The organism is Variovorax sp. Varisp53 (assembly GCF_059491555.1).
In genome coordinates, this window is sequence record NZ_CP168512.1 from 5,153,292 (window position 1) to 5,178,491 (window position 25,200).

Sequence of the window (25,200 nt, forward strand, 5' to 3'; positions counted from 1 at the left end):
TGATCTTTTTTCTTCTGCTCTCCTTTCGGCGCCCGCTTGCAAAAAAATCCTTTTAGAACTCATCAATGCGTTGCCCCGCCGCAGTAATCAGTCCCCGCAGCCAAGCCAGCCCCGGATCTTTGGACCGGAACTTGTGCCACTGCATCGCCTGCTCCATCGCATCGAAGGCCATGGGCATCGGCCTAGTCTCCAGCGGCCAGACGTTAAGCAAGCGATGGGCGATCCGTTCGTGCACGGTCGCGATGCGGTCTGTGCCGACCAGAAGCGCCGGTAGCGCGACGAAACTGTAAGTGACCACCGCCACTTTGCGGCTGACGCCGTGGCGCTTGAGGATCGACTTGTCGAAGATGTCGACGCGCCCGTCACGAGGCTGCATCACGACATGCTCGGCATCGACGTAGCGCTCGAAGCTCAGCGGACCGCGCGCGAGTCTGCCCTCGCGCCAAACCATGCAGACGAAGTTTTCACGATAGATCGGTGCGTGCGGGTGCTCAGGCGAGGTGTAGCCGGCGGGAATGATTAAAAGGTCAGCCTCGCCGCGCTCAAGCAGATGCTGCGGCTGCTTGATCTGCGGCGCGAACTCGAGGCGCACCGTGCTGCCCCGCTGAGCCGCTAGTGCCATCAGTGCCGGCCCCAGCACCATCTGCGTGTAGTCGGAAGCCAGGATTCGGAACAGCCGGTCGCTCGTTCGCGGGTCAAAGGCCGGCGCCTGTGCAATCGTGCTGTCGATGCGTAGAAGCACGTCACGCACGGCCTCTTGCAGGTTGATCGCGCGAGGCGTCAGTTCCATCTTGCGACCGATCTGCACCAGCAGATCATCGTCAAAGTAGTCACGCAGCCGCGCCAACGAGTTGCTCATGGCCGACGGACTGAGATTCAGAGCCTCCGCGGCGAGTGTCACGCTGTGCTCCTTCAGCAGGGCGTCTAGAGCCACCAAAAGGTTCAGATCGAGTTTGTTGAATCGCACGGCTGGCACACCTCATGGACAGGGCTGATGGTCCAAAGCACGGATTGTCGTTGCTGTCCGCGATCGTCGCCGCCCCTCGGGTTAACCCCAAATCATTGCGCCGGACCGAATCGATACTTCGACCGAAAGGAGTTGTCCTGGCGATGCGCAATGCATAGCCTCCGGCACACCACGCTTGACGTGGCAAGGCTTGCCACACAAGGAGACAACACATGCAATCGACCCCAACAAGCGAATGGGAAAACCCCTCGCGCGCGACCAATAGCACGATCAATCGGCAGGGAAAGGCGATCGTGCGCTGGCTGCTCGCGGTACTGGCGATATTTCTCGTTGGTGCCGGGCCGGCCTCCGCCGAGGAAATCTCGTGTGATAGCACATGCCTAGAAGAAATCGGGACGCGCTATCGCACGGCCTACCTGGCGCACGATCCAGCACGTGCGCCTTTCGCTTCGCACGTGCGCTTCACGGAAAACAACGTCGAGATGGCTCTGCCCGATGGCACATGGGACACAGTGACTCGCGAAGTCGGACCCGCACTCACGGTTTCCGATCCGGTGACGGGCCATGTCGGAGTCTTCACGTCGATCATGCAAGGAGATGTCCCAGGATTCCTCGCGATCCGGCTCAGGGTCAGCGGCGGACGAATCGCTGACGTGGAGCATGTGGTCGCCACATCTCGCTATCTGGCCCCGCCTGTGTCGATCGGGGATGTGGAGCGCTTCCGGCACGCTCCCGATTTCGAGCGCCTGACGGCGCCAGCGGAGCGGATGGACCGAGCCAGCCTCATCCAACTTGCCAACGGCTACTTCAGCACGCTGGAGAGAAACGATGGAACCATGCACACACGCTTTTCTCCCGATATCCGCCGTCTGGAAAATGGCACAGCTTTCCCCGACGTGGAGAAGGGCTTCCGGAATGGGTTCTATCGGTTCAATGACCGAGTCCGGGAACGTGATTTCTTCTTGGTGGACGAGACCCGCGGCATCGTCATAACACGCGCCTTTATCGACCACAAGGGCCGCGTCGGAAGCTACCGATTGAATGACGGGACGGAAATGAGATCCCCCTATCGGGAACCTCAAACCTGGAGCCTGCTCGAGATGTTCAAAGTCGAGGCGGGCCAGATCAAGAGTATCGAAACGGTCTTCATACAGGTGCCTTATCACATGCGCTCACCCTGGACCAAGGCGTCCGGTGGAGTGACCGAAAAGAGGCCGTAAACCGCACCGATATGCCACGCGGCGTCCTCGTCGCTACGCTTCCATACACGCCGAGTACCTGCCCGAGCCGGTGACGCGGGCACCCAAGCCTCGCATCGAGGCTTCCTCAACCCCACGGAGACAAGACATGCAGTCAACCGCATCGGGCGAGTTGGAGACTTCTTCGCGCAGACCACCCGCCGCTGACGGCCCGTGGGATGCGAAGTACGAATTCAAGGCCGTCGGCCTGTTGACCATCGGCCTCGGCCTGCTTGGCCTGGATCGCTTCATCATCAATCCGCTCTTTCCGGTAATGCAGAAGGATCTGGGCCTGGACTACCAGGATATGGGCCTTGTCGCAGCCGCACTTGCACTGGCCTGCGGTTGCGCGTCCATCTTCGCCGGGGGACTGTCGGACCGTATCGGGCGCAAGAGGGTACTGCTGCCGGCTCTGTTGGCCTTCTCAGTGCTTGTCGCGATCAGCGGTCTTGCTTCCGGACTGATAAGCCTGCTGGTAATACGCGCACTGATGGGATTGTGTGACGGTGCGTACATGCCGGCTGCAGTAGTCTCCGTGGTTACAGTCTCCAAGCCTTCGCGTATAGGCTTAAACACCGGTCTCCAACAGATGGCACAGCCGTTGTTCGGCCTGGGCCTGGGGCCGCTCATCGCGGTCGGCCTGCTGAAGGTTATGCCGAGTTGGCACTGGGTGTTCGCCGTTGTCGCGATCCCCGGTCTGGCGCTGGCGCTCGCGATCGCCCACATGCTGAAGAACGACGTGCCAGCATACCGGCCCACATCGACCGAGCCGCCACGTGTGCGCGCAGTCCTGCGCTACTCCGCGGTGATCGTCAACGCACTGTGCATGGCGTGCTACCTGACCAGCGTGATCACGCTAGCTGCCTTCCTGCCCAACTACCTCACCGACCACCTGAAGATGTCACTCGATCAGATGGGACTGGTGCTGGCCGGGCAGGGCATAGGCAGTCTGGTCGGGATGGTAATGGTGCCCGCGATCTCCGATCGCCTGGGATGCAAGCCGGTGATACTAGCGACGCTGGCCTTGAACGTCGCCGCACTATGGCTGCTCCCATCGATAGGCTCAGACCCGTTGGCGTTGTTCGCCATCCTGTTTGTTGCACTGGGTATGACCTCAGGTGCGATAGCAATCACCCTCGGGCCGCTGACCAGCGCCGCGGTTCCGGCCGCACTGGCGAACTCGGCAACCGGCCTTGTCGTCGGCACGGGCGAAATCCTGGGCGGCGCACTGGCGCCTGCATTGGCCGGCGCGCTGGCGCAACGCCTTGGCATCGCGGTGGTCCCGCAGATCGCGCTGATCGCGATCGTGATCGCTCTCGTATTGGTGGCGTTCGGCGTGCGCAAGCCGCGAAGTGCCGACACCGAAGCGCCTGCGAGAGCGAATCCGGTCAGCTGAAGTACCAACGACAACGGTCGATTGAAAACGCGGCTCTCGGAGCGCGAACATCATGGCTCGGCCGCCTTTCGGGGTAAGGCAACGGCGAATGCCAACGACTCCTTGCCCCACGGCATCGCACCGGGCGGTTCGCGGGTTTACCCCTGATAGTTGCGGCGGGTCGAATCGTCGCTTCGGCCGAAAGAGTTTCTCCTGCTGAATGACCGCGCATAACCTTTCATGCATCGACGGTACTAGAAAACGGAAAAGCCTTATGAATACTGACCACAACGTCTGGAAGCAGATCCGCGAACTGGGCACAGCGCTCGCACCTACCACGTTCGCTGACACCGCCGCAATCCTGGCGCCGACGGCGTTGCGACCGAACGGCCTGACCACAGAACGCGACCTCGCCTACGGCCCGCACGAGCGACATCGGCTTGACCTGTTTCACGCGCCGGACGGCGCCCGCGACAAGCCAGTTCTCGTGTACGTGCACGGCGGTGGTTTCGTGCAAGGCGACAAGCGTGCTCCTGGCCTGCCCTTCTACGACAACTTCGGCGCATGGGCTGCGCTGACGGGGGCGGTCGGTGTCACCGTCACCTACCGGCTGGCGCCGCAGCACCCCTGGCCTGCGGGGGCGGAAGATCTCGCGGCCGCACTCGACCTGCTGCAAGCACAAGTGGCCGCACGCGGTGGTGATCCGCAGTCGATTTTCCTCGTCGGGCAATCGGCCGGCGCCGCGCACGTGGCTAGTTACCTGGCGACGCCTGCATTGCATCGCGGATTCGCAGTCGCGGGGGCAGTCTTGCTGTCGGGACTGTACGATCTGGCGACCTTTGAGCGCGGCCCGCTTGAGACCGCCTACTACGGCGCCGACCCAGCCGACTTCGGGGCCAAGTCATCGTTAAGCGGTTTGCTTGAGACCCCTGTGCCATGCATGTTCTCCGTCGCGGAGTACGACCCCCCGAAGTTCCAACAGCAGGCTCAGCTGCTGGTCGAACGATGGTTCACCAAGCGCGGCGGGTGGCCGCACTTGCTGTATCTACCTGATCACAACCACTTGTCGCCGGCACTGGCTGTCGGCAGGCCGAATGACCTGCTGTCGCAAGAAATCAAAGCCTTTGTGGCCCGGCACCGGGCCCCACGCAGCAATGAGGCGAGCGCTACCTGACGCGCGGCTCATGCCCTTCTCAGAAATTCCCAGGAGACAACAATGCCTGATGTACGTTTTTCCAAACTCCCGCTCTATCAAGGTTGGGGACGTCCGATGCGAGTCGAATCCGACGTGAGCCTACTGGCCTTGCTGGAAGGTGAACCGCCGCGGGATCTGAACGGCACCTTGTACAAGGTGGGGCCGGATCGCCAGTTCCCCCCGCGCCACGGCGACGACGCCTTCATCGACGGCGAAGGCATGGTCCACAGTTTTCGCTTCCACGAAGGCGCCGTCAGCTATCGCAGCCGCTGGGTGCGCAATGACCGTTTCCGCGCTCAAGAGAAAGCTGGCCGTTCCTTGTTCGGTGAGTACCGCAATACTTTCGACAAGGACCCCTCGGCGGCTGACGTCCACGGTGGCACGGCCAACACCAACGCGGTGCTTTGTAGAGACAAATTGCTGGTCCTGAAGGAGGACGACCTCCCCTGGGCGCTGGATCCGCACACGCTCGAAACGCTCGGGCGATTCGACTACGACGGGCAAGTCAAGGCCTTGCGCCTAACAGCACACCCGAAGATCGATCCGGTGGCCGACACTTTGCTCAGCTTCGGCAACCAGGCCAAAGGCGATGGCACGTCGGATATGGTCTTCTACGAGTTCGATCACGAAGGCCGCGTCACTGACGAAATCTGGTTCGATGCCCCCTTTGCCGGCCAGGTGCACGACTTCGCGTTCACCGAGAACTACGTCGTGTTCGGCTTCTATCCCCTTGTCACCGATCTCGAAGCCGTCAAGCGCACGGGCCTGTTCTACCAATGGCGACCGCAGCATGGCACCAAGATTGCGGTCGTCAAACGACACGGCACCCCGGCCGACATCCGCTGGTTCGAGGGCCCACCGGTCAGCTTCGTACACACGGTCAACGCCTTCCAAGAGGGATCGAAGATTCACCTCGACGTGCTGCTCTCGCGCGGCAACTGGATCTCCTTCCACTTCCCCGAGGAAGGAGCCAAGCCCTCGATGCCCGACCCGCAGCGACTCAGGCGCATCGAGATCGATCTCTCGCCCGACAATCACGGTTTCGAAGTTTCGTCCAAATTCGGCACGATCTGCGAACTTGCGCGCGTCGACGATCGCTGGCTGGGTCATTCCTACAACCATGTCTGGACGCTCGTCGGACATCCTCCCTCCGGGCCGGTGGAGAACAGTTCGCTCCAAGGCACGATGGCCGGCCTAGCGGGCGACACAGCCCAGGTGCCCGAAGGCTACATCGACATTTTCAATGGCAACGCCGACGTCGGACATGTCGACCTGCGCACCGGTGAGATCAGCCGCTACTCCTTCGGCCCGTGCACCAACATCCACGAACCGCACTTCCTTCCGCGCCGACCCGACAGCCCCGAAGGTGATGGTTGGCTGCTGGTCATCGTCAACCGGCTGGCGGAGGGCCGCTCCGAGATGGCGGTGCTGGACGCGCTGAACGTGACCGCAGGCCCCGTCGCTCTGTACGACGTCGGCGTGCGCGTACGCTCCACCTTTCATGGCAACTGGATTCCCGAGGAGACCTTCCGCACCCACCGCTACGGGTACGCTCGCGTGCCGGGCAAGACGGGTTGAATAGCAACCGACAACGGCTGGCCCGGAAAGCCCTCTGCGGCAGGCGCAGGCGGCTTGATGAAGCCGGTTTGAAGCCAGGACGATTACTCCGCTTGACGATATCGGAACGTCACCGTTCCATCCGGGCTCTTGACTGCGAGCCCGGCCAAAGGCGAAGACCCTGATTGCGGCTGGCGACGACGGCCTGGACGCAACCGAAGGAGACGATCCAAGCAAGAGCGTACGCAGCCCCTTTTCACCGCAATGACAGCATCACCATTGCAGCGTGCGATGCAGGAGCACGTTCGACGTTGAACAGGAAGCACAGAACAAGCCTGGCCAACGAAGAGCAGGGGCCCACATTTGATTGAGTCAATTGTGGGGAGTAGCCCTAGCATCCCAAGAGCAACGTCATGGTCTTCTCATGACGCCCATAGCTCGAAAGGATCGCCAGATGCCCCAGCACGCTGAAAGTCGCGTTGCCGACCTCATTACTTCCCACCGTCCCGGCTTCAGCCTTGCGCAGCCTTTCTATGCGGATGCGGCCGTCTTTCGAGCCGAAATCGAAGCCATCTGGCATCGACAATGGATCTTCGCGGGCATGGCTTGCGAGGTCAGCAAGCCTGGCATGTGGTTTCGCTATGACATCGCACATGCCTCGGTGATCGTCACACGGGACCAGAACTCCGAGCTGCGAGCCTTCCACAACACCTGCCGCCATCGAGGATCCCGCATTTGCTCGGCCGAACGAGGAAATTCGCGCACGTTCACCTGCCCCTACCATCAATGGACCTACGCGGCAACCGGCGATCTCATGCGCGCTCGCGACATGGGAGACGACTTCGACAAGAGCAACTATTCGCTCACGCCTGTGCATATCCGTGAGGTCGCGGGCTATGTCTTCATCTCTCTGGCCGAACAGGCTCCGAGCTTCGATGCATTCGTGCAAGGCGTCACCCCGTATCTTGCCCGGCATCAACTGGGGCAGGCCAAGGTGGCCCACGAGTCCACGCTGATCGAGCGGGCAAACTGGAAGCTCGTCATCGAGAACAACCGTGAGTGCTATCACTGCAGGGTGAGTCATCCGGAGCTCCTGCGGACGATTGCAGAGGTGGAAGACACATCGGACCCTCGCTGTCCGCCGGGATACCGAGAGAAGCTCATGGCCGACGAATCTCGCTGGGACGAGCAAGGTCTTCCTTACTCATTGATCGCCGACCCCGAGGGTTGGCAGATCGTTCGCGTGCCGATGGTCAATGGAAAGTCATTCACCATGACGGGCGAGCCTGCCAGCAGGCGCGTGATGGGCGAGTTACCTGATTTTGATGTCGGGTCCGTACGCCTTCTGCACTTCCCCAACACTTGGAACCATGCGCTGGGCGACCATGCCATCGCCTTCCGGGTGACGCCGATCGATGAACAGACGACCGCCGTGACCACGAAGTGGCTCGTACACGCCGATGCAGTCGAAGGCGTCGACTACGACCTGGACACTCTGACGCACGTCTGGAATGCCACAAACAATCAGGATCGCAAGCTGGCGGAGAACAATCAGCTCGGGATCAATACCCCCGGTTATCGGCCCGGTCCCTATTCTCCGGAATCCGAAGGTGGCGTCATGGCCTTCATCGAGTGGTACATGAAGGAAATGCGTGCGGCCCACGTCGCTGCTAATCCCCAACAAGACGAAGCCTTGGCAATCTGAGAGGTCGACATGGCGCATCGCCAGAAGGGAATAACATGAACGGAATCTTCCTGCGTCTGTCATTCGAGGAATGGGTCAACACCTTGTTCTCGGGCGTCGTTCAGCGCTTCGGTGACCTTTTCCAGGCCTTCAGCCGCTTCATTCTGGAATGGGGTCTGCTGCCCATCGAGACTGTCTTGCGGGGAACGCCCCCTGCCGTCTTCCTGGCCATCGTTGGCGTGCTGGCTTGGGTTGCCACCCGACGCCTGCGTACGAGCGCGGTGCTGGTCTTGCTGCTGTACCTCATCGGTTGCTTCGGCCTTTGGGACAAGCTCCAGCAAACGGTGGCGATCCTGTTCGTCTCGACGTTTCTTGCGATCTGCCTGGGACTTCCTGCGGGTATCGCGATGTCTCGCAGTTCGCTGCTGCGCAACAGCCTCGCTCCAGTGCTGGACATGATGCAAACGCTCCCGACCTTCGTCTACATGATCCCAGTCCTGATGCTCTTTGGCCTTGGCAAAGTGCCGGCTGTCATCGCAACGGTGATCTATGCCTTGCCGCCTCTCGTCAGACTGACGGATCTCGGCATTCGGCAGGTGCCTCCCGACATGATCGAGGCAGGGCAGTCCTTCGGCTGCTCGCGTTTGCAATTGTTGTTCAAGGTCCAGCTGCCGCTGGCGCGGCCCAGCATCATGGCGGGCATCAATCAAGCCATCATGATGGCGCTTGGAATGGTCGTCATCGCATCAATGATCGGTGCGCGCGGCCTGGGAGAGGATGTGCTTGCCGGCATCAACAATCTCGACATCGGCAAGGGACTCCAGGCAGGGCTGGCAATTGTCATCCTCGCGATCGTGGTTGATCGAATCAGCCAAGCCTTCGGCCGGAGCCGCCGCGAACGATTGCAGCTTGTCCGTCTGCGCGGCGCGCGTACCCTTCCCGCCGTGGGAGAGCCCGCATGACGCGCTCACTGCAGGTCAAGAACGTCTACAAGGTCTTTGGTCCGAGCACCAACGCCATCGCGCAGGCCCTCCAGATGGCGCGTGGCGGGGAAAGCAAGGAGAACGTTCTCGAGCGAACAGGATGCACCTTGGGCGTCAACGACGTGTCCCTTGACATCCACGCCGGCGAGATCTTCGTGATCATGGGACTGTCAGGCTCTGGAAAGTCCACCCTCGTCCGGCATCTGAACCGCCTGATCGAACCGACCGCCGGGGAGATCTGGCTGCAGGGACGCAACATCGTGACGCTGGACGAGCGCGAGTTGCGCGAAGTCCGGCGCCGGCAGATCAGCATGGTCTTCCAGAGTTTTGCCCTCCTGCCTCACAAGACAGCCGTCGAGAACGTGGAGTTCGGACTGGTGGTGCGTGGCGACGACGTGCAGCAGTCGCGAGCCAAGGCCGAAGAGTGGATTAACGGCAAGATGAACCTCAAGGGGTACGGACACAAGTACCCCGATGAGTTGTCGGGCGGAATGCGCCAGCGGGTCGGCCTTGCGCGTGCGCTTGTGGGTGAAACAGATGTCGTTTTGCTCGACGAGGCATTCAGCGCACTGGACCCGCTGATTCGGGCCGAGATGCAGGACTTGCTCATAGACGTTCAGCGCAATCTCAAGAAAACGATCGTGTTCATCACTCACGACTTCGACGAGGCAGTGAAGATCGGCTCACGGATTGCAATCATGCGGGACGGTGCCGTCGTCCAGGTCGGCACGCCGGCGGACATTCTCTCCCGCCCGGCAAACGACTACGTCCGACGCTTCGCCGAGCACCGTCTGCCGTCCTGATTCGGCCTCGGCAAGCTCTCTGGGCAATCCTTCCATCATCCCGCGCCGCATGCGGAGGCGGTGATCTCGACGTGTATTTGCATGAATGAACTCAAAACGGTTGTGTTGACTCGCGCTGCGGAAGCGGCGTGGGAATTGCGCAGTGGCGCGGAGGACAACGGCGGTGGCATCGCACACGCAGCCCGTTCGCCTGGGAATTCGCTGACGTCGGGATTCGGCCGCTTGAGGCAGGGCCGAACGCCATCGAAGACGCTGGACTACGACGAGGTGATCTACGTGCTGCAGGGCACGCTGGGCGTCGGCTGTGATGGCGTCGATCTGAGTGCATCGGCGGGCGAGGTTCTCTCCATCAGCCGCGGCTCGACGGTCACCTATTTCGGCACCGACGCCGAGTTCTTCTTTGTCGCGACAACGATCTAATGCCCTTTCACGATTCGTTCGCATCGAGTACCCGTATGAACGTTGCACCAGAACCCGAAAAGCTGCTCCCGGCGGACGACAAGACCAATGGCTGGTCGGCGATCCTGCCCAGGCGTGAGCATCGCCCGGCAGCTCAGGAGTCAGCCGACTTCGATTGGCTCGTGGTCGGTTCCGGCTATGCCGGCATGGCAGCGGCCAGCCGGCTAGCCCTGCTGAACCCCTCCCAGACCGTTGCGCTACTCGAGGCTCAACAAGTCGGCGAGGGCGCACAGGGCCGCAATGCCGGGTTTGCCATCGACCTGCCGCACAACAACGATCACGATCCGAGCAACATGGAGAAAGGGCTCCGGCACATTCGGCTGAGCCGGTATGGAATCGATTGCCTGGATGAACTGGTGCGCACCCACGACATTGATTGTCAGTGGAGCAGAAGCGGCCGATATGACTGCGCGGTTTCGCCCGAGATCTCCCGCAAGATTCTCGGGTCCACAGCTGCCGAGCTGGATGCGCTCGGGGAACCCTACCAGTTCCTGCAGGGAGAGGCCCTTCACGAGCGTCTCGGCACCCGATACTACGATTCCGCCATCTACACGCCCGGAACGCGACTGATGAATCCGGCGGCCTTGTCGCGTGGGCTTGCGGATGCGCTGCCTCCGAACGTCCATCTGTTCGAGAATTCGCCTGTCCTCTCACTCAAGACCGCGCCTGGCGTCACAGCCACGTTGCCGGGCGGTGTCAAGATATCAGCTCGCAAAGCCGTGTTGACCAACAACGCGTTCATCAGCCGCTTCGGATACTTCAAGAGGCAACTCTTGCCGTTCGTGCTGTTCGCGAGCCTTTCTCGGCCCTTGACGCCTGAGGAACGCAAGAGACTTGGCGGCACTGCCGACTGGGGCATCACGCCTGCGCACGGCATCGCCGGTGCGACCTTGCGGTACACCCAGGATTTTCGCATCCTGTTTCGATACGGTTTCCAGTTCGCGCCGGCGCTGCGTTGCCCAGAGTCGTTGCGCGAGCGCATGAAGCACGCGCACGAATTGCTGTTCCGAGCCAGATTCCCAATGCTCGGCCAAGTGACCCTTGAACATTTCTGGGCCGGCTTTCTTTCGCTCACTCAGAACGGCGCGCCCGGCTGGGGAAGATTGTCGGAAAACGTCTATGCCGCAGTCAATTGCAATGGCGTCGGGATCGCGAAACAAACTGCGGCGGGCGCCTTGATCGCCGAACTGGCATCTGATACCGGCCACCCCTTGATCGCTGACATGATCGCGCTCGGCGCTCCGGGCATGCTGCCGCATCGGCCTATCCTGGATATCGGCGTGCGTGCCTATCTTGCCAGCATGAAGTGGGCAGGGCGATCCGAGAAATAGAGGGATTCGAGGCCACGCGCCGGGGGCCTGTGTCGCGTGGGGCCGGGCCTCCCCACCATCATGCCTAACCGGCAACGCAGGGTTTCACCAAGCACGCAGCACCGCTCGCACCGGCGAGGCATCGGCCTGCATGAGCTTGAGCGGCAACGCGATCAATTCATAGTCTCCCTCAGGCACCTCGTCCAGCACCAAGTTCTCGAGCACGCGCAGGCCGCGCCGCCGGATGACCTGGTGGCTATCCAAGGTCTTGCTGCCGGCCGGGTCGATGCTGGCGGTATCGATGCCGATCAGCAGGACGCCCAGGTCGGCCAGTTGCCCGACCGTATCGGGTGCATACGCGGCCAAGTCGCCATCCCACGCCACGGGTACCTGAGCATAGGTGCGCACCAGCACGCGCGGGGGCAGGTCGACGGTGATGGCGTGGGCGATATGCCGCCACGTGATCGGTGGTCCGCCGCCGATCGCATGGACCACGCGGCAGGGCCCGAGAAAGGCGTGCAGATCCAGCCTCCCGATGGCAGCGCCCTCCGGGTCGTAGTGCAGCGGTGCGTCGGCATGCGCACCCACATGCGGCGACAAGGTGATCGCGCTCACGTTCACCGGACAGCCCGGGGCGATGGTGGCGCACCATTGCTGCGAGTAAGGCGTGTCGCCCGGAAAAACCGGGCTCGCCGCATGAACAGCAGGGGAGATGTCCCAGATCCGGGGCCTCGCGCACTTGGCCCGTGGCATTTCATCGGAGCATGGCATAGGCAACGATCTCGATCTTCATGCCGGGAACCACGAGTGCGGCGACGCCCATGCTGGAGCGGTTGGGGTAGGGTGCGTCGAAAAACCGGCGGTAGACTACATCGATGGCCGGCATGTCGCTCACGTCGGTCATGTAGATCAGCACCTGGGTCACATCGTCCAACGTGCCGCCGGCCGCGTGAACGGCGCTGCGCAGGTTGGAAAAACTCAGGTGCGCCTGCTTTTCGATGGGCCCGGTGTCGATGCTACCGTCGGGACGCACAGGGCCATGGGCCGTGAACAGCATGGACCCGCTGGCCTTGACGGCCCACGAGAAGGGTTGATCGAGGGGCGGCAGGTCGGTGTCGACGACGATATGCCTCATGGTGTTGGCTGATGGCAGGAAGGGAGCATCACAGGGCCGTCCGGACCGTCCATATCTCGGGGAAGAGCACCACGTCGAGCATCTTCTTGAGATAGCTCACGCCACCCGTGCCACCGGTACCGCGCTTGAAGCCGATGACGCGCTCCACAGTGGTGAGATGGCGGAAGCGCCAGAGGCGGAACGCGTCCTCTATATCGGCGAGCTTTTCGCCGAGCTGGTAGAGATCCCAGTGCGCATGCGGCTCGCGATAGACGACCAGCCAGGCGGCCTCGACGTCGGGACTGGCGCTGTAGGGCTGAGTCCAGTCGCGATCGAGATGGTCTGCAGGAATGGCCAGTCCGCGCCGCGCCAGCAACCGGAGCGATTCGTCGTAGAGCGAGGGCGCGCGCCAGGCGGCCTCAACCCGGGCCAGCAAGTCGGGCCGGTGCGCATGAGGCTGGAGCATGGCGGCATTCTTGTTGCCCAGCGCGAACTCGATGCATCGGTATTGCGCACTCTGGAAACCGCTGGAATTGGCGAGATAGGGGCGCATGGCCGTGTATTCGGGAGGCGTCATCGTCGAGAGCACCGTCCACGCGTTGACCAGCTGTTCCATGATGCGCGAGACGCGCGCCAGCATCTTGAAGCTGGCAGCATACTGGTCGTTCACCACCGCTGCGGTAGCAGCATCGAGTTCGTGCAGCATCAGCTTCATCCAGAGTTCGCTTGTCTGGTGCTGGATGATGAACAGCATCTCGTCGTGCGCGGGCGATAGCGGATGCTGGGCACCGAGGACTTGATCCAGGTGCAAATAGTCGCCGTAGCTCATGGCCTGGCTAAAGTCCAGCTTCGCCCTCTCCTCGGCGACGATGCGTTCCGTCACACCGACTACATCTACTCCAGGTACTCGAGTCATGTTCATTGGTTCTCTCCCAGCACCTTGATGATGGCGTCGGCAACGTAACGCACGTTGGCGCGCGACAGCCCCGACATGCACATGCGGCCTGAGCGCACCAAGTAGACGCCGTGCTCATCGCGCAAGCGGTTGACCTGCGCCTCGGTGATGCCGGTGTAGCTGAACATGCCACGCTGAGTCAGCAGGAAGCGGAAGTCGCGCCGATCCCCAAAATGCTCGTGCAGCGCTTCATGGAGGCTTGCGCGCATGGCCTTGATGCGCTCGCGCATCCGGGCCAGATCCTCGGCCCAGCCTTCCTTCAGCTCGCGCGATTGCAGGACCTGCTGCACCAGGCGCGCCCCCTGAGCCGGCGGCGATGAGTAGTTGCGGCGCACTGCGGCCTTGAGCTGACCCAGTACACGGCTCGCCGTGGCTGCATCGTTGCAAACCACGCTGAGGCCGCCCACGCGCTCGCCGTACAGCGAGAAGTTTTTGGAGAACGAATTCGCCACAAGGGCCTGGGCTCCCGCGTCGGCCAGGGCGCGCACGGACCAGGCGTCCTCGTCCAGGCCGTCGCCGAAGCCCTGGTAAGCCATGTCAACGAAGGGAATCAGGCCGCGGTCGACGATCACAGGGATCAGCGCCTCCCACTGAGCACGCGACAGATCCACACCCGTCGGGTTGTGGCAACTCGCGTGCAACAGCACCACGCTGCCCGAGGGAAGCCGCTGCAGTGTCTGCAGCATGGCGTCGAAACGCAGCGCTCCGGTGACCTCGTCGTAGTAGGGATAGTTTTGCACGCGCAGGCCCGCGCCCTCCAGGATTGCAAGGTGGTTATCCCAAGTCGGGTCGCTGATCCAGACTTCAGCATCGGGGAAATGATGCTTGATAAAGTCCGCGCCGACCTTGAGCGCACCCGAGCCGCCGAGGGTCTGCACGGTGGCGATGCGCTGCGCGCGTACGGCCTCGTGGTCGTCGCCAAACACCAGGTTCTGCACCAGCTGCCGATAGGCTGCGATGCCCTCGATGGGCAAATAGCCGCAGGGGCCGCCAGCTTGTGCAAGGGCCTGAGCGGCCTGTCGCACCGAGTCCAGCACAGGCAGGCGACCCGCCTCGTCAAAATACAGGCCAATGCTCAAGCTGACCTTGGCAGGACGCGGGTCCTGCTCGAAGGCTTCCATGAGCGACAGAATGGGATCGCCGGGGAACGGCAAGACATGGGCGAATAGGGACTTTGCAGAGGGCATGGCTCATCGTAAGAGCCTGTCGTTCAGTTGACTAAATCAAACCTCGGCAATGCAGTCGCCGGCGCGGCAGGCGCGAACTGGACGGGGTCAACCCTGGCAGCCCGGATTCAGCATTGCATCGCCCAGGCGCCGCGCGCTTCGGACACCGCCGGAGCTAATGGGGAGACATCAACAGGGTGGAATGCTGGCGCAGTTTCTCGAGGATGCCGTCCAGCATGGCAATCTCGTCATAGGTGAGCGACGCCACCAGCGAAATATTGGCCTCTCTGTAGCGCGCCAGTATGGCGTCGTACAGTTCGCGCCCCTTGTCCGTGAAAATGATCTTCGCGAAACGAGCATTGTCAGGGTTCGACAGCCGCTTGAGGAAGCCTTCCCGAACCATGGTTCCCACCGTTCTCGACGCCTGGGCCTTGTCCAATTCAGCGCCCTCGGCGATGTCGCTCAGCGTCGCGCCTTCCAACTGATGCACGATCGCGATGATCCGCCACCGCCTACGGTTGACACCAAACTCGGTACGAAGAAGTCGTTCGGTGACGTAGCCGCAATCTCGATAGGTCAGATACAGACGATAGTCGAGCATCTCACCCAAGCAGCGAGGATCCAATGACGCAAGCCGTCGCAAAGGCTCGGTCTTGACCATATCAATCGACCGAGGGTTTTTCATCGTGCGGACCAGCAAGAGAAACGAGAGATGTACTACCCTGTCGATAGACAGCGTTCTTTAGCATTCAAGTTTGGTTCAAATCCGGTGCTTCGGAATCAGGATTGACCCTGAGCTCGCCTCTTCGCGCAGGCTGGTGCATGCGCGTCGTGTGATCGCGCCGCCGCGATCAGGGCTCACTATGCAGAATTGATTTAGTCAACTGTCTAGCCCATTCTTACATTGCGCTCAGGTCGTGGCATCGAGAGTTTCAACCACGATTCGAGGAATGGCTGGGCGCAGGCAAGCGATGCCCGACGTCCCTCAAGGGCCCGCGAGGTGACGTGCTCACTTTTGCGGCTACTTTCAATGTACCGGCACCACCGTCATGAAGAAGCTAGTCCGATTGATTTCCTACTGTTCAATGGCAGTCGCTGCTTTCGGCGCCTCTGCTCAGACTTCGACCCCGGCCGCCTGCAACGGCGGCAATCCCATCCGATTCGCGGAGATCGGCTGGGACAGCGGGAAGTTCTACACCGAGATCATCCGCGCCATCCTCGAGCGAGGCTATGGCTGCAAGACCGACACGGTGACCGGCTCGAGCCCGATCACGCAGGCCGCGCTGCTTTCCGGAAATCTCGATGTCTTCGTCGAGTACTGGCAAGGCCGCACGGAGTCCTTCGAGACCGGCGCCAAGGAGGGTCGCATCCAGGTCGTCGGCGAACTGGTCGAAGGCGGGGGGCTCGAGGGCTTCTACGTGCCCGAGCTCGTCGTCAAGGGTGACGCATCGCGCGGCATCAAGGCGCTGGCGCCCGATCTGAAAACAGTGTCCGACCTGGCCAAGTACAAGGAAATCTTCAAGGACGAGGAAGACCCTTCCAAGGGCCGCATCTACAACTGCCCTACAGGGTGGGCCTGCGAGAAGGACAACAATCAGAGGATGAAGGCGTACGGCCTGGAGGCGACCTACAACAACTTCCGTCCCGGCACAGGCGCGGCCTTGGAGTCCGCGATCAGTTCCGCATTTCAACGGGGCAAGCCCATCGTTTTCAGCTACTTCGCGCCATCCAGCATTCTCGGCAAGTTCAAAGCCATTCGCCTGGAGGAGCCGGCGTTCTCGGAGAAATGCTGGAAAACCATCCACGAGTCGACTGTTCCCAGTCCCTGCGGATCCGCATCGCCGGCCACCAATCTGAGCGTGGCGATGACAAGTGCCTTCGCGCGCACGAATCCGGACGTCGCATCCCTGGTTGGCAAGGTCAGGCTCCAGATGCCGCTGCTCAATGGGGTGATCGCTGAGATGTCCGACAAGAAGACCGGCGCCGACAAGATGGCGGTGGCATTCCTTCGCCAGCACGGCGAGGTGTGGACACAGTGGGTGCCTGCACCAGTCGCGGCGAAGGTCCAGTCCTCGCTGAAGTAACCGCCTGATCGAGCGCGAACGAACGGCGTCGCGCTCGCCCTCCCCCGCTCTTGTCAATCCGCTTGCTGACCGAGCGAGGGCGCAGCCGTGCCCGTCGCCAAATGCCTTGCCCCACCAAAGCAACAACTCGAGGAGATTCGTCATGAACACTTTGCCTTCGCACCCCACCCGCCCCTTGCTCCGGTTCATACCCACGTTCGGTGTACTTCTGTCTGGCATGGCGCTGGCCGGCTGGGCCCACGCCCAGTCCACCGTCAGCATCTCGGGCTGGCTGGACATCGGCATCAGCAGAAAGACAGGCGGCCCGACACAGCTGGGAACTATCGGCCGAAGCAACATCTCGTTCTCAGGCACGGAAGATCTCGGCGGCGGCCTGGCGGCTACATTCAAGCTGAGCACCCGCTTCGACATCGACACCGGGACACTCGAGAACTCGGACGCCCAGCGCCCCTTCTGGAAAGACGAGTCGACCGTCGGACTAAAGGGCCCTTTCGGTGCGATCCGCCTGGGACGAGCCCTCACCCCTGTCTGGCAGGCTGCCTGGCTCTACGACGCCTGGTACAACTTCGATCGCATTGCGTCGCCCCAGTGGTACGCCTTTGCGCCGGACTACCTGTCCAACCCACAGACGCGGGAGTATGGGCGCCTCAACAACGGCGTCTTCTACGACTCGCCGAAGTTCGGAGGGTTCAGTGCACACTTTTCCGCGGCAGTCGATCGTGACCCTGGCGACCTGACACGCGGCGTGAGCGGCACCGTTCGCTACGAGGACGGCCCCATCTCAGCGATGGTGGGCCTGGAGCGAAACAGTCAGAAAGATCGGCTGGCATTCATAGGCGCCAGCTACAAGTTCTCCGAGTTGCAGATCATGGGGGGCTACAGCAAGGTCAAGCTCAATCGCGATGGCGCCATCTTCGGGCCCGAGTGGACGAACTGGGCCGGTGCCAGCGACCCGAAGAGCACGCGTACGGGCCTGACCCTGAGCGCGGCCTACACCTTCGGTGTATCGACCCTCAAGGTCGGGCTCGGCAGGGACAGGCAAGGGGCGACCAATGGCTTCAACTACATCGGTAGCACGTTCAAGAATGCCGGCACCGGATTCTCTGGGCCGATCACCATGGCCAGCCTAGGCTACAGCTATGCGCTGTCCAAGCGAACCAGTCTGTTTGCCGATCTCTCGCATTCCAGGTGGAAGTACACCGACGACAAGGGCCATCGGTCCGCGACCGGATATGCCCTGGGGATGAGTCATTCGTTCTGAGTTCGCACTCCTCCTTCTGTATTGGACACAAGCCGGCCTTCAGGGAGGCTCAGTTTTCGATGCCGAAGGTCCGCATCGAAGTGAGTTCAACCTCGGGCCGCTTCGCCGTGGATCCATTCCAGGAAGGCTTCGACGGATGAACGCTTGGCGTGCCGTGGCGGGTACACGGCGAAGTGCGCCTTGACCTTGACGGCCTGGTCTAGGCCGAACACAGGCTTCAGTTTGCGTTCGGCAATGTGCTTCGCAGCAATCGTCGTACTTTCAAGCGCAACACCGAGCCCTTGCGTGGCGGCATCCAGCGACATCTGGGCCCTATCGAATCGCACTGCGAACCAATCTGGCGCTCTCTTCTCGCTGAACTTTCCAAACCAATCGGACCATTGCACCACGCTGACATTGCTCTGAATCAACTTGACGTTGGACAACTGCTCGACGCGCTTCAAGCCATGCTGCCGGATGAACGCAGGACTGGCGAGCGGCACGATCAGCTCTTCGAACAGCGGTTCCACCACCAGATCAGGCCAATTCGGTATCCCGTAGCGAATGTCGATGTCAGACTGGCCGAGTGCGAAATCGCTGGGCGTGTGCGCCGCCGAGAGGTTGAGCGAGATATCCGGGTGAGCCTGGGCGAAGCCGCGCAGCCGCGACATCAGCCAAAGGCTGGCGATGCTCGGCGCCGAGTGCACGTACAAGCTGTTGCTTACACCCTGGCGCAAGTCCTCCGTCGCCGAGGCAATGGCCGAAAGCGCGCCGCCTACTTTCGACAGGTACAGATCACCAGCAGCGCTGAGTCGTACGCCATGGGCGCTGCGCTCGAACAGTCTCACGCCGAGATCGGCCTCTAGTCGCGAAATCTGGTGGCTGATGGCGGAGGCCGTGAGATGCAACTCCGATGCCGCAAAGGCAAAGCTCTTCCTGCGAGCAACGGCCTCGAAGGCCTGAAGGTTGGTGACGGACGGCAGCGTCGGCATAGGGTCAACCCGGTCATCAAATGAAGATCTGTCATCTTAGGCTGAAAACATATCGCTTGTCGTCATGACCACAACTAACGACCATCGACCCGAAGCAGCAAATCCGCTTTCGGCTGCAACGGTTAAAGGCAAGAAGGGGCTGCCGCGGCCGTCACACATTCGCACCCCTTTTGGAGATACATCGATGCTACTCAAGGACAAAGTTGTCGTTATCACCGGCGGCGCCGGCCTTAACGGTCTGGGGTTCGCCACGGCGCGCCTGATGGCAGCCCACGGAGCCCGGATCGCGTTGCTTGATCTAGAACGAGCCGACCCTATGGCAGCAGTAGCCCAGCTGGGCGCCAACCATCTCGGGATCGTTGCCGACGTGACCGATAAGGCCTCGTGCGAGGCCGCCGCAGCGTCCGTGCTGAAGGCATTCGGGCGCCTCGACGCACTGATCAACAACGCGGGCATCACCCAGCCAGTCAAGACGCTTCAGATCAGCGGCGAGGACTACGACCGCATCCTCGATGTCAGTCTTCGCGGCACGCTCTACATGTCGCAGGCGGTCTTGCCTGCCATGCAGAAGCAGGGCAGTGGATCGATCGTGTGCATCTCATCGGTTTCCGCACAACGCGGCGGCGGCATCCTGGGGGGGCCGCACTACTCGGCAGCGAAAGCCGGCGTCCTTGGGCTGGCACGCGCCATGGCGCGGGAGTTCGGCCCCGAGGGCATCCGCATCAACAGCATCACGCCCGGCCTGATCGGTACCGACATCATCAAGGGCAAGCTCACCGAAGAGAAAAAGGCCGAGATCGCCGAGACGATTCCACTCGCCCGACTGGGCCGCGCCGAAGACATCGGCGGGGCCTGCGTGTTCCTCGTCAGCGACCTGTCGTTGTACTGCACGGGCATCACGCTCGACGTCAATGGCGGCATGTTGATTCATTGAATCGGCGTTGCTCTTTTATTTTCATAACCAGGAGACAAACATGACCGGCCCCAAATTCACCCCCAGACTCAACCGCCGCCAAGTGCTGGCCGCAGGGGCGGCGTTGCCGTTGTTCTCGATCGTCACGCATCGAGCGGATGCCGCCGAGTTCGAGCTCAAGTACGCCACCGGGCAAGACCCGACCCACCCGGTCAATTTGCGCGCCAAGGAGGCGCATGACCGCATCCGTGAAGCAACGTCGGGCCGCGTCAACATCAAGCTCTTCCCGGCCAACCAGCTCGGCAGCGACACGGACCTATTGACACAAGTGCGAAACGGCTCCGTCGAGTTCTTCAACCTGTCGTCGCTGATCCTTTCGACCTTCGTGCCTGTCTCGGGCATCACGAGCGTCGGCTTTGCCTTCAAGAACTACGACGACGTCTGGAAGGCGATGGACGGCGACCTGGGCAACCACATTCGCGCCGAAATAGCGAAGACACCCATCTTCACGGTCTCGAAAATCTGGGACAACGGCTTCCGGCACGTTACATCGTCCGGACGTGAGGTCAAATCCGCGGCCGATTTGAAGGGCTTCAAGGTTCGGGTGCCTGCCGCACCTCCCCTTACCTCCTTGTTCAAGGCGCTGGATGCCGCACCGTCGCCGATCAATTTCAACGAGGTCTACACCGCCCTGCAAACGAAGGTGGTGGAAGGCCAGGAGAATCCGCTCGCGATCATCGCAACCGCGCGGCTCTATGAAGTCCAGAAGACCTGCAGCCTGACCGGGCATGTTTGGGATGGCTACTGGGTCCTCGGAAACAAGCGCGCATTCCAGAAGCTGCCGGCGGACGTGCAGCAAGTCATCACGCGTGAACTTGACAAGTCCGCGACCGATCAACGAGCAGACGTCGCCAAGCTCAGCACCAGCCTGATCGCCGATCTCAAGGCCAAGGGCATCACTTTCGTCGACGTGCAGCAGGAAGACTTCCGCAAGAAGCTGGCGAGCACGGGCTTCTACGGCGAGTGGAAGACCAAGTACGGCGCAGCACCCTGGGATCTCCTGGAGAAGGTCGCCGGCAAGCTCGGCTGACTGGCCGCGGCAACTCGCTCGTCCGCTGGTCTCCGGGGCGAGACGAACCGTTCAATGAAGTATGTGACTGGTGAGCCGCTCCATTCCGGAGGCCGGCGGCTACCTGTCGTATGAAAGAAACCCATGAACATTTCCAGTGACGAGCCTGGCGCTGCCGGGACCATGGATCCGTCAGAGCGGCGTGCGCCAATCGCTTGGCTCGAGACCTTGAACAAGGCTTTGGCCACGCTGGTAGAAGTCCCCGCCGCACTGCTGGTGCTCGCCGAGGTGGTTGTGCTGCTGATGGGGGTGACGAGCCGGTACATCCTTCACGCGCCTCTCGTGTGGTCTGACGAACTGGCGTCGATCCTGTTCCTCTGGCTGGCCATGCTGGGATCGATCGTTGCGCTCCAGCGCGGCGAGCACATGCGCATGACAGCGATCGTCGGCAAGCTCGATGCACGCAATCGAGCCTTCCTAGACCTCGTCGCGATTGCCGCGGCAGTGGCATTTCTCGCTTTTGTCCTCCACCCGGCCTACGAGTTCGCACAAGACGAGGTCTTCGTCACAACGCCCGCGATGGGCATCCAGAACTCGTGGCGGGCTTCCGCACTGCCCGTTGGCCTCGGACTGATGTTGCTGGTCGGCGTAATGCAGATCTTCCGTCTCGGCCGTTTGAAGGATGCTCTCCTGGCGCTGGGTCTGGTCGGCGCTGTCATCAGCGCTTTGGCGCTGGTGGGGCCGCTGTTCACGTCGCTTGGGAACTGGAATCTCTTCCTCTTCTTCGTGCTGGGCGTCGGCGCCATGGTGCTGCTGGGCCTACCGATCGCGTTTTCGTTCGGCTTGGCGACCTTCGGCTACATCGCGTTGACGACCACCACGCCGACGGTCGTCGTCATCGGCCGGATGGATGAAGGCATGAGCCATCTGATCCTGCTCGCGGTCCCGCTGTTCGTACTGCTGGGCTTGCTCATCGAGATGACCGGCATCGCGCGCGCCATGGTCACGTTCCTGGCCAGTCTGCTCGGACATGTTCGTGGCGGACTCTCGTATGTGTTGATCGGCGCGATGTATCTTGTCTCGGGCATCTCGGGGTCAAAGGCAGCTGACATGGCGGCCGTAGCGCCTGCCCTGTTTCCAGAGATGCGCAAGCGTGGCGCCAAGCCGGGCGACCTGGTTGCGCTGCTTTCCGCTACAGGCGCACAGACCGAGACGATCCCGCCGTCACTGGTGTTGATCACGATCGGCTCTGCCACGGGCGTTTCCATTGCCGCCCTGTTCACCGGCGGCCTGCTGCCCGGCGTCGTGGTCGGAGCCACCTTGGCCGCCCTCGTGTGGTGGCGCTATCGAGGCGAAGACCTGTCGGGCGTTCGCAAGGCTAGTGGTCGCGAGATTGGCAAGTCGTTCGTGATCGCAATCCCTGCGCTGGCGCTTCCCGTGGTGATCCGCGCGGCTGTGGTCGAAGGCGTCGCTACCGCGACCGAGGTGTCCACCATCGGCATTCTCTATGCGGTGGTTGCCGGGCTTCTGGTCTACCGGCAGTTCGACTGGAAGCGGATCTATCCGATGCTGGTCAGTACTGCATCGCTTTCCGGCTCCATCCTTTTCATTATTGGTGCGGCCACCGGGATGGCCTGGGCGCTGACGCAGTCGGGATTCTCGACCGCCTTGGCCGATGCGATGAAGGCGCTGCCGGGCGGCGCAATCACCTTCATGGCGGTGTCGGTTGTTGCCTTCGTCATTCTCGGCTCCGTACTCGAAGGCATTCCCGCCATCGTTCTGCTGGGTCCCCTGCTGTTTCCCATCGCGCGGCAGGTTGGCATCCACGAGGTGCACTACGCCATGGTCGTAACCCTCGCCATGGGCATCGGCCTCTTCGCACCGCCTTTCGGGGTCGGGTACTACGCGGCCTGCGCGATCAGCCGGATCCATCCGAATGAAGGCATGAGGCCGATCGTTGGCTACATGGTCGCCCTGTTCCTCGGTACGGTGCTCGTGGCCGCTATTCCGTGGATATCAATCGGGTTCCTCTGACGTGCATGCAGGTGCACTGATGGCCACCCAGAACACCGATCTCTGGCAATTCCGTCCCTCGACTCGCCGTGCGGAATTGCCGTCGCGCCTCTATCGATCGCACGCGCCATCCTCTTCGCTACCCACTCTCGCAGGAGATTCCCATGACTGACATATCGACACTTCAACAAAGCGCTTATCGCATTCGCCGCTACGCACTGCGTATGGGCGAGGTTCAAGGACAGGGCTACATTGGTCAGGCGCTCGGCTGGGCCGACGTCCTCGCGGTGGCTTACAAGCATGCAATGACCTACGAGCCCGCAGATCCTCAGTGGGAGGGCCGCGATCGCTTCCTGCTGTCCCACGGCCACTACGCCATTGCCTTCTACGCGGCGCTGATCGAAGCCGGCATCATTCCCGAGGAGGAGCTCGAGACCTACGGGAGCGACGACAGCCGCCTGCCGATGTCCGGAATGGCCACCTACACGCCAGGCATGGAGATGTCCGGGGGATCGCTCGGGCAAGGGCTTTCGATCGCGGTCGGCATGGCGCTGGGACTGCGGCTGAAGAACAGCCACGCGTTCGTCTACAACTCGATGTCCGACGGCGAGTTGGACGAAGGGTCGACCTGGGAGGCCGCGATGGGCGCCGCCCACCATCGCCTGTCGAACCTGATCTGCCTGGTCGACATCAACAACCAGCAGGCCGACGGCCCGTCCGGAAAGATCATGGGCTTCGAGCCGCTCGCCGACAAATGGACCGCGTTCGGCTGGCACGTCCAGCGCGTCGACGGCAATGACCTGCCGGCCGTCGTCGCGGCCTTCGATACCGCGCGCGCGCTGGAGGAAGACAAGCCCCGCGTCATCCTCTTCGACACCCTCATGGGCAAGGGCGTCCCGTTCCTGGAGACGCGCGAAAAGAATCACTTCATCCGCGTCGATCCGCCGGAATGGCAGCAAGCCATCGCCCATGTCGACAGCACGCAAACCGAAGGAGCCCTCTGATGAATGCCGTTACCGAAAAGAAGCCGAGGCTTACCACCTCCGCGATGATCGCCTCGATCGCCAGCGAGGGCCAGCGTGTCACCGCGGCGCCGTTCGGCAAGGCCCTGGTCGAACTGGGCCGAAACCGGCCGGAGATCGTCGGAATGACGGCCGACCTCGCCAAGTACACCGACCTGCACCTCTTCGCGAAGGAATATCCGGAGCGCTTCTTCCAGATGGGCATGGCCGAGCAGTTGCTGATGGCGGCCGCCGGAGGCATGGCCAAGGAGGGCTTCATTCCCTTCGCGACGACCTATGCCGTCTTCGGGACCCGGCGGGCCTACGACTTCGTGCACCAGGTGATCGCCGAGGAGAACCTCAACGTCAAGATCTGCTGCGCGCTGCCCGGTCTGACCACCGGATATGGGCCGAGCCACCAAGCCACCGAGGATCTGGCACTGATGCGGAGCATCCCGGGCATGACGATCATCGACCCTTGCGACGCGCTCGACGTCGAACAGGCTGTGCCCCAGATGGCCGACCATGCAGGCCCCGTCTACATGCGATTGCCGCGTGGCAACGTCCCGCTGGTTCTGGACGAGTACGACTACAAGTTCGAGCTCGGCAAGGCCAAGCTGATTCGCGATGGAAAGAGCGTCCTGGTGATCTCGAGCGGCTTCATGACGATGCGCTCGTTGGAAGTCGCCCAGCAACTGCAGAGTGATGGCGTGGACGTTGCCGTGCTGCACGTCCCGACGATCAAACCGCTCGACGAGGCGACCATCCTCGCAGAAGTCCGCCGACTGGGGCGCCTGGTCGTGGTGGCGGAGAACCACTCGGTGATCGGCGGCCTGGGAGAGGCGGTGGCGGGCCTCCTGATGCGCTCGGGCGTTGCGACGACATTCCGCCAGATTGGCCTTCCGGATGCCTTCCTTGACGCAGGGGCGCTGCCGACCTTGCACGATCGCTACGGCATCTCGACACAGGCGATGAGCCGACAGATCAAGGGCTGGATCTGAACCCTGGGCGCGGGCCACGGGCCACGGGCCACGGGCGTCGGAGATCATCGCTCCATGGCTGCGCTACACTTTCGACGAGCT

The 25,200-nt window shown here is 62.0% G+C and carries 23 protein-coding genes; 16 read left to right on the plus strand and 7 right to left on the minus strand.

The window, feature by feature from the left end:
* Window positions 1–52 precede the first annotated feature (52 nt).
* Complete coding sequence (locus tag ACEOAB_RS24165) at window positions 53–967, minus strand: LysR family transcriptional regulator (protein ID WP_413747714.1); 915 nt, start codon at window positions 965–967, stop codon at window positions 53–55.
* A 212-nt stretch (window positions 968–1,179) separates the two neighbouring features.
* Between ACEOAB_RS24165 and ACEOAB_RS24170 the strand changes: the two genes are divergently transcribed.
* The 9 genes from ACEOAB_RS24170 to ACEOAB_RS24210 all read left to right on the plus strand — a co-directional run bounded on the left by ACEOAB_RS24170 (window position 1,180) and on the right by ACEOAB_RS24210 (window position 11,592).
* The gene (locus tag ACEOAB_RS24170; RefSeq protein ID WP_413747713.1) at window positions 1,180–2,187 is read left to right on the plus strand and encodes a DUF8021 domain-containing protein; all 1,008 of its coding nucleotides are present in this window, start codon (window positions 1,180–1,182) and stop codon (window positions 2,185–2,187) included.
* 127 nt (window positions 2,188–2,314) lie between these two features.
* The gene (locus ACEOAB_RS24175) at window positions 2,315–3,601 is read left to right on the plus strand and encodes an MFS transporter (protein WP_413747712.1); all 1,287 of its coding nucleotides are present in this window, start codon (window positions 2,315–2,317) and stop codon (window positions 3,599–3,601) included.
* 253 nt (window positions 3,602–3,854) lie between these two features.
* The gene (locus ACEOAB_RS24180) at window positions 3,855–4,754 is read left to right on the plus strand and encodes an alpha/beta hydrolase (protein ID WP_413747711.1); all 900 of its coding nucleotides are present in this window, start codon (window positions 3,855–3,857) and stop codon (window positions 4,752–4,754) included.
* A gap of 42 nt (window positions 4,755–4,796) precedes the next feature.
* Window positions 4,797–6,353 carry a carotenoid oxygenase family protein gene (locus tag ACEOAB_RS24185; protein ID WP_413747710.1) on the plus strand — a complete coding sequence of 519 codons (1,557 nt, stop codon included), beginning with the start codon at window positions 4,797–4,799 and terminating at the stop codon, window positions 6,351–6,353.
* Between the two features lie 433 nt (window positions 6,354–6,786).
* Entirely contained in the window at window positions 6,787–8,037 is a 1,251-nt protein-coding gene (locus ACEOAB_RS24190) for an aromatic ring-hydroxylating oxygenase subunit alpha (RefSeq protein WP_413747709.1), read from the plus strand.
* Window positions 8,038–8,072: 35 nt separating this feature from the next.
* The gene (locus ACEOAB_RS24195) at window positions 8,073–8,978 is read left to right on the plus strand and encodes an ABC transporter permease (RefSeq protein ID WP_413747708.1); all 906 of its coding nucleotides are present in this window, start codon (window positions 8,073–8,075) and stop codon (window positions 8,976–8,978) included.
* A complete protein-coding gene (locus tag ACEOAB_RS24200) occupies window positions 8,975–9,802 on the plus strand; it encodes a betaine/proline/choline family ABC transporter ATP-binding protein (RefSeq protein WP_413747707.1) in 828 nt (275 codons plus the stop codon). The genes ACEOAB_RS24195 and ACEOAB_RS24200 overlap by 4 nt, the downstream gene beginning before the upstream one ends.
* An 81-nt stretch (window positions 9,803–9,883) precedes the next feature.
* Window positions 9,884–10,222 (plus strand): hypothetical protein, encoded by a 339-nt coding sequence (locus ACEOAB_RS24205; protein WP_413747706.1) that lies wholly within the window; start codon window positions 9,884–9,886, stop codon window positions 10,220–10,222.
* A gap of 35 nt (window positions 10,223–10,257) precedes the next feature.
* Window positions 10,258–11,592, plus strand: a complete 1,335-nt coding sequence (locus ACEOAB_RS24210) for an NAD(P)/FAD-dependent oxidoreductase (protein ID WP_413747705.1) — start codon at window positions 10,258–10,260, stop codon at window positions 11,590–11,592.
* Between the two features lie 84 nt (window positions 11,593–11,676).
* On the opposite strand, the gene kynB is transcribed toward ACEOAB_RS24210, so the two are convergent.
* The 5 genes from kynB to ACEOAB_RS24235 form a co-directional block, all read right to left on the minus strand.
* The gene (gene kynB / locus ACEOAB_RS24215) at window positions 11,677–12,324 is read right to left on the minus strand and encodes an arylformamidase (RefSeq protein WP_413747704.1); all 648 of its coding nucleotides are present in this window, start codon (window positions 12,322–12,324) and stop codon (window positions 11,677–11,679) included.
* A gap of 1 nt (window position 12,325) precedes the next feature.
* On the minus strand, window positions 12,326–12,706 hold the full coding sequence (locus ACEOAB_RS24220; RefSeq protein WP_413747703.1) for a RidA family protein: 381 nt from the start codon (window positions 12,704–12,706) through the stop codon (window positions 12,326–12,328).
* A 28-nt stretch (window positions 12,707–12,734) separates the two neighbouring features.
* Window positions 12,735–13,607, minus strand: coding sequence for a tryptophan 2,3-dioxygenase (gene kynA, locus ACEOAB_RS24225; protein ID WP_413747702.1), 873 nt, complete (start codon window positions 13,605–13,607; stop codon window positions 12,735–12,737).
* Entirely contained in the window at window positions 13,604–14,827 is a 1,224-nt protein-coding gene (locus ACEOAB_RS24230) for an amino acid aminotransferase (RefSeq protein ID WP_413747701.1), read from the minus strand. The genes kynA and ACEOAB_RS24230 overlap by 4 nt, the downstream gene beginning before the upstream one ends.
* A 154-nt stretch (window positions 14,828–14,981) precedes the next feature.
* Window positions 14,982–15,506, minus strand: a complete 525-nt coding sequence (locus tag ACEOAB_RS24235; RefSeq protein ID WP_413747700.1) for a MarR family winged helix-turn-helix transcriptional regulator — start codon at window positions 15,504–15,506, stop codon at window positions 14,982–14,984.
* A gap of 349 nt (window positions 15,507–15,855) precedes the next feature.
* On the opposite strand from ACEOAB_RS24235, the gene ACEOAB_RS24240 reads away from it, so the two are divergent.
* Together ACEOAB_RS24240 and ACEOAB_RS24245 are read left to right on the plus strand one after the other, a co-directional pair.
* Window positions 15,856–16,890, plus strand: a complete 1,035-nt coding sequence (locus tag ACEOAB_RS24240) for a glycine betaine ABC transporter substrate-binding protein (protein WP_413747699.1) — start codon at window positions 15,856–15,858, stop codon at window positions 16,888–16,890.
* Window positions 16,891–17,032: 142 nt separating this feature from the next.
* A complete protein-coding gene (locus tag ACEOAB_RS24245) occupies window positions 17,033–18,151 on the plus strand; it encodes a porin (protein ID WP_413747698.1) in 1,119 nt (372 codons plus the stop codon).
* An 86-nt stretch (window positions 18,152–18,237) separates the two neighbouring features.
* Here ACEOAB_RS24245 and ACEOAB_RS24250 read toward each other — a convergent pair whose 3' ends face one another.
* A complete protein-coding gene (locus ACEOAB_RS24250) occupies window positions 18,238–19,122 on the minus strand; it encodes a LysR substrate-binding domain-containing protein (protein WP_413747697.1) in 885 nt (294 codons plus the stop codon).
* Between the two features lie 184 nt (window positions 19,123–19,306).
* On the opposite strand from ACEOAB_RS24250, the gene ACEOAB_RS24255 reads away from it, so the two are divergent.
* From ACEOAB_RS24255 to ACEOAB_RS24275, 5 genes are all read left to right on the plus strand, one after another.
* Window positions 19,307–20,056, plus strand: a complete 750-nt coding sequence (locus tag ACEOAB_RS24255) for an SDR family NAD(P)-dependent oxidoreductase (RefSeq protein WP_413747696.1) — start codon at window positions 19,307–19,309, stop codon at window positions 20,054–20,056.
* A gap of 40 nt (window positions 20,057–20,096) precedes the next feature.
* A complete protein-coding gene (locus ACEOAB_RS24260; protein ID WP_413747695.1) occupies window positions 20,097–21,125 on the plus strand; it encodes a TRAP transporter substrate-binding protein in 1,029 nt (342 codons plus the stop codon).
* Window positions 21,126–21,248: 123 nt separating this feature from the next.
* Window positions 21,249–23,138: a TRAP transporter large permease gene (locus tag ACEOAB_RS24265; protein WP_413747694.1), complete on the plus strand. Its 1,890-nt coding sequence runs from the start codon at window positions 21,249–21,251 to the stop codon at window positions 23,136–23,138.
* A 143-nt stretch (window positions 23,139–23,281) separates the two neighbouring features.
* Window positions 23,282–24,121: a transketolase gene (locus ACEOAB_RS24270; RefSeq protein WP_413747693.1), complete on the plus strand. Its 840-nt coding sequence runs from the start codon at window positions 23,282–23,284 to the stop codon at window positions 24,119–24,121.
* Window positions 24,121–25,119 carry a transketolase family protein gene (locus tag ACEOAB_RS24275; protein WP_413747692.1) on the plus strand — a complete coding sequence of 333 codons (999 nt, stop codon included), beginning with the start codon at window positions 24,121–24,123 and terminating at the stop codon, window positions 25,117–25,119. Before ACEOAB_RS24270 ends, ACEOAB_RS24275 begins: the two co-directional genes overlap by 1 nt.
* Window positions 25,120–25,200: the final 81 nt, after the last annotated feature.